Genomic DNA, 4,267 nt, shown 5'->3' on the forward strand with positions numbered 1-4,267 from the left:
AGCGCCAGGGCGGCCTCCGGGCCGGGGCAGCTGACCTCCAGCGCCGACGACCGCCCAGGCTCGGTGAGCGATCCGTGCGCCAAAAACGCGCCCCGCCAAGCAGCCTCGGCGTCGGCGACACTTCCGCCGACGACCTGGGCGGGCAACCCGCGCACCGGCCGGCCGCGCAGATCGAGCAGACCGGTTTGCCTGGCCAGCGCTTCCCCGTCTTTGGCGACCCGCACCACATACCGGGTGCTCTTGCGGATACCGCTCGCGGACAGCACGTGCACCACCGCGTTGTAGCCGTACAGGTCGTAGATGTCCTTGCGCAGCCTGCGAGCGATGATGCCCAGGTCGACCTCGGCCTCCACGACCACCCGCCCGGACACGATGTGCAGCCCACCGGCGAACCGCAGCAGTGAGGCCACCTCGGCCCGGCGTGCACTCACCGAATTGACCACCAACCGGCTGAGCTCGTCCTTGACCTCGGCTGTCATCGCCACGGGTCGTCACCTCTCGGTCCGTTCACTGTCGGTGCGGGCACAGTCGGCTGCTGGGGCGCCTGGGCTGTGTCGGTTGGTGCCATGCCGCGCCTGCGTACCCCCTCGAGCGCCGCGGCCAACCTCGCCGGGTCATGTAAAGGTGTACCAGGTCTGGAAACGGCAGCAAACTCAACGTGGGCGTCGAGGATGGTGGCGGTGCGGCGCAACTGGTCCCGCTCGCGGTCGCTGGGCACGCTGGCGGAATCGACGATGATGTCGTGCACGGTGAAGTCCGGCGCATGCTGGGCCAGCACGTGGATGTGGCGCTCCACCGAGAACCCCGCCGTCTCCCCCGGCTCGGCCGCCAGGTTGAGCACCAGGGCGCGGCGGGCGGGCGTCGCTCGCAGCGCCGCCGCCAACTGCGGCACCAGCACGTGCGGAATCACGCTGGTGAACCACGAACCCGGCCCGAGCACGACCAGGTCGGCGTGCATGATCGCGTCGACGGCCTGCCTCGTCGCCGGCGGGTCGCCGGGCAGCAGCCGGACCCGGCGCACCTTGCCCACGGTCGTGGCGATCGCCACCTGGCCCCGGATCGCGCGGCCGATGCGGGGGTCGGACTCCAGACCCACCACGTCGGCCTCGATTTCGAGCCCCACCGGGCACATCGGCAACACCCGGCCCTTGACGCCGAGCACCCGGCCCAGTTCGTCGAGCGCCGCCACCGGGTCGGCGAGGACCTCGTGCAGTCCGGCCAGGATCAGATTGCCGATCGGATGGCCGGCCAGGGCACCGCTGCCGCCGAACCTGTGCTGGATGATCGTCGCCCACAAAGTGCCCTGCGGACTGTCGGAAGCCAACGCCGCCAACGCCATTCGCAGATCACCCGGCGGCACCACACCCAGTTCGTTGCGCAACCGGCCGGACGAACCACCGTCGTCGGCGACGGTGACCACAGCGGTGACGTGCGGGCTGATCCGGCGTGCCGCCGACAGCGTGGCATAGAGCCCGTGCCCGCCGCCCAGAGCGACGATGCGGGGACTCACCTGTCCTCCTCGCATGCGGGGAAACTCATTCGCGCCCCAGATCCCGGTGCAGCACCCGCACTGTCAGCGCCGGTCCTTGTTGCAGCCGGGCCGCGAGCGCCTCCGCGATCGCCACGCTGCGATGCTTGCCGCCGGTGCAGCCGATGGCGACGGTCATGTAGCGCTTCCCCTCCCGCCGGTATCCGTCGATCACGACGTCCAACAGCCGATGGTAGGAGTCGAGGAACTCCACGGCGCCGGGTTGGCCAAGTACGTAGTCCCGCACCTCGGGATGCTGCCCGGAATGCGGGCGTAGATGGTCCACCCAGTGCGGGTTGGGAAGGAACCGGGCGTCCATCACGATGTCGGCGTCCATCGGCAGGCCGTACTTGTAGCCGAACGACTCCACGGTGACGTTGGTGTGGTCGACCGTCTCGCCGCCGAAGGCGCGTTCGATGCTCTCCCGCAGGGCGGACACCGACAACCCCGAGGTGTCGATCACCAGATCGGCGGCGGCCCGCACCGGAGCCAGCATCGACCTCTCCGCCGCGATGCCTTCGGCCAGTGTCTGGTTGCCCTGCAGCGGGTGACTGCGGCGGTTCTCCTCGTACCTACGCACCAGGATGGCATCAGAGGAATCCAGGAACAGCACCCGCGGGGTGATGTTGCGGGTCGCCAACTCGGAGCGCACCCATTCCAGGTCACCGGTGAACCCCCGCGACCGCACATCCATCACCACGGCGAGCTGGGTGATGCGCGATCCCGCAGCCAGCCCCAGCTCGACCATCCGCGCGATCAGTTCGGGCGGCAAATTGTCGGCGACGTACCAGCCGAGATCCTCGAGCACCTTTGCCGCAGTGCCCCGACCCGCACCCGAGAGGCCCGTGACGAGCACCACGTCGATACCCGGCTCTTCGTCTTCCGGGTTGCCGCCGTCATGCAGTTCCTCGTGCATTCCCTGCTCTGTCATCCCGATGCCCTGCTGTCCTGATCATTGCCGATAACCGCCGCGGGCGCCTCCGAAACGGCCTCCGGGCCGACCCCGCCCAGCGCGTCCAGCACCGCCCGCGCCGTTGTCTCACCGATGCCCGGGACCGCGGTGATCTCCTCGACGCTGGCCTGTTTCAGCCTGGCAAGCGACCCGAAATGGGTGACCAGCGCCTTCCGGCGGTGCTGTCCCAGACCCCGCACCGAATCCAGCGCCGAGGCCGTCATCCGCTTGGACCGCTTGCTGCGGTGGTAGGTGATCGCGAACCGGTGGGCTTCGTCACGCACCCGTTGCAGCAGATAAAGCCCGTCGCTGTTGCGGGAGAAGATGACGGGCTCCGACGGTGATCCGTCCTGGGACGGCACCCACACCTCCTCCAGCCGCTTCGCCAACCCGATCACCGCGACATCGGTGATGCCCAGCTCTTCGAGAACTGCGGCGGCCGCGTTGACCTGGGGTGCGCCACCGTCGACGACAAAAAGGTTCGGCGGGTACGCGAACCTTGACGGCCGAGCGCTCGCGCGAGGATCGTGTTCCAGCTGGTCGGCCGACTCCCGGGCATCACGCAGGTGGCGGTGAAACCGCCGGCGGGTCACCTCGGCGATCGAGGCCACGTCGTCGGACCGGCCATCACCTGCGGCGTCGCGGATCGCGTAATGGCGGTAGTCGGATTTGCGCGGCAGCCCATCTTCGAACACCACCAGCGACGCGACCACGTCGGTGCCCTGTACATGGCTGATGTCGACGCACTCGATGCGCAGCGGTGCGTCCTCCAGGCCGAGGGCTTCCTGAATGCTCTGCAGCGCAGCACTTCTTGCGGTGAAGTCGCCGGCACGCTTGAGTTTGTGCTGCGCCAGCGCGTCCTGCGCGTTGCGCCGGACCGTCTCGGCGAGGGCCCGTTTGTCCCCGCGCTGCGGCACCCGCAACGACACCCGCGACCCCCGCAGCCGGCACAGCCAGGTCTCCAGCTCCTCGGAGTTGCCCGGAAGCACCGGGACCAGAACCTGGCGCGGCACCGGGTTGGTGGCCTCGTCCACTCCGGCGGCACCCGCACCGGTCAGCTCGGCCTGGTCTCCGTAGAACTGTGTCACGAACTGCTCGACCAGGTATTCCGGAGTGGATTCGCCCGGTTCCCCGGACTTTTCGATGATCCACCCACGTTGCCCTCGCACCCGTCCGCCCCGCACGTGGAACACCTGGACCGCCGCCTCCAACTCATCGTCGGCGAAGGCGACGACGTCGGCGTCGGTGCCGTCGCCCAGCACCACCGCCTGTTTCTCGAGTGCCCGCCGCAGCGCGGAGATGTTGTCGCGCAGCCTGGCGGCGCGCTCGAAGTCCAGATCCGCGGCCGCGGCGTTCATCTGCTGTTCCATCTCACGGACCAGCCGGTCGGTCTTGCCCGCGAGGAAGTCGCAGAAGTCCAGGACGATCCGCCGGTGCTCCTGCGCACTGACGCGACCGATGCACGGCGCCGAGCACTTGTCGATGTAGCCGAGAAGGCATGGGCGGTCAATCTGGGTGTGCCGCTTGAACACTCCCGCCGAACAGGTGCGGGCCGGGAACACCCGGGTGAGCAGGTCCAGGGTTTCGCGGATCGCCCAGGCGTGCGAGTACGGGCCGAAGTACCGCACACCCTTGCGCCGCGGGCCGCGATAGACCATCAGCCGGGGATACTCCTCGTTGAGGGTCACCGCCAGGACCGGATAGGACTTGTCGTCGCGGTACCGGATGTTGAACCGCGGGTCGAACTCCTTGATCCAGTTGTACTCGAGTTGCAGCGCCTCCACTTC

At 68.8% G+C, this 4,267-nt stretch carries 4 protein-coding genes; all 4 read right to left on the minus strand.

All coding sequences use genetic code 11. The features are described from left to right. Nucleotides 1-485: DNA-binding protein WhiA (gene whiA / locus WA944_RS23570; protein ID WP_526647410.1), on the minus strand; the 485-nt coding region annotated here is incomplete at its 3' end. Then, a complete protein-coding gene (locus WA944_RS23575) occupies nucleotides 476-1,510 on the minus strand; it encodes a gluconeogenesis factor YvcK family protein (protein ID WP_526372823.1) in 1,035 nt (344 codons plus the stop codon). The genes WA944_RS23575 and whiA, both read right to left, overlap by 10 nt. Before the next feature lie 25 nt (nucleotides 1,511-1,535). After that, nucleotides 1,536-2,444 (minus strand): RNase adapter RapZ, encoded by a 909-nt coding sequence (gene rapZ / locus WA944_RS23580; protein WP_526372826.1) that lies wholly within the window; start codon nucleotides 2,442-2,444, stop codon nucleotides 1,536-1,538. 11 nt (nucleotides 2,445-2,455) lie between these two features. Beyond that, nucleotides 2,456-4,267, minus strand: a 1,812-nt coding sequence (gene uvrC, locus WA944_RS23585) for an excinuclease ABC subunit UvrC (protein ID WP_526647411.1), incomplete at its 5' end; no start/stop codon positions are given.

This window comes from Mycobacterium sp. (assembly GCF_049683355.1).
Classification (GTDB): domain Bacteria; phylum Actinomycetota; class Actinomycetes; order Mycobacteriales; family Mycobacteriaceae; genus Mycobacterium.

What these genes read in the sequence shown, in the direction of transcription:
- rapZ (WP_526372826.1), bottom strand. Translation starts at nt 2,444, where the DNA reads ATGCACGAGGAACTGCATGACGGCGGCAACCCGGAAGACGAAGAGCCG.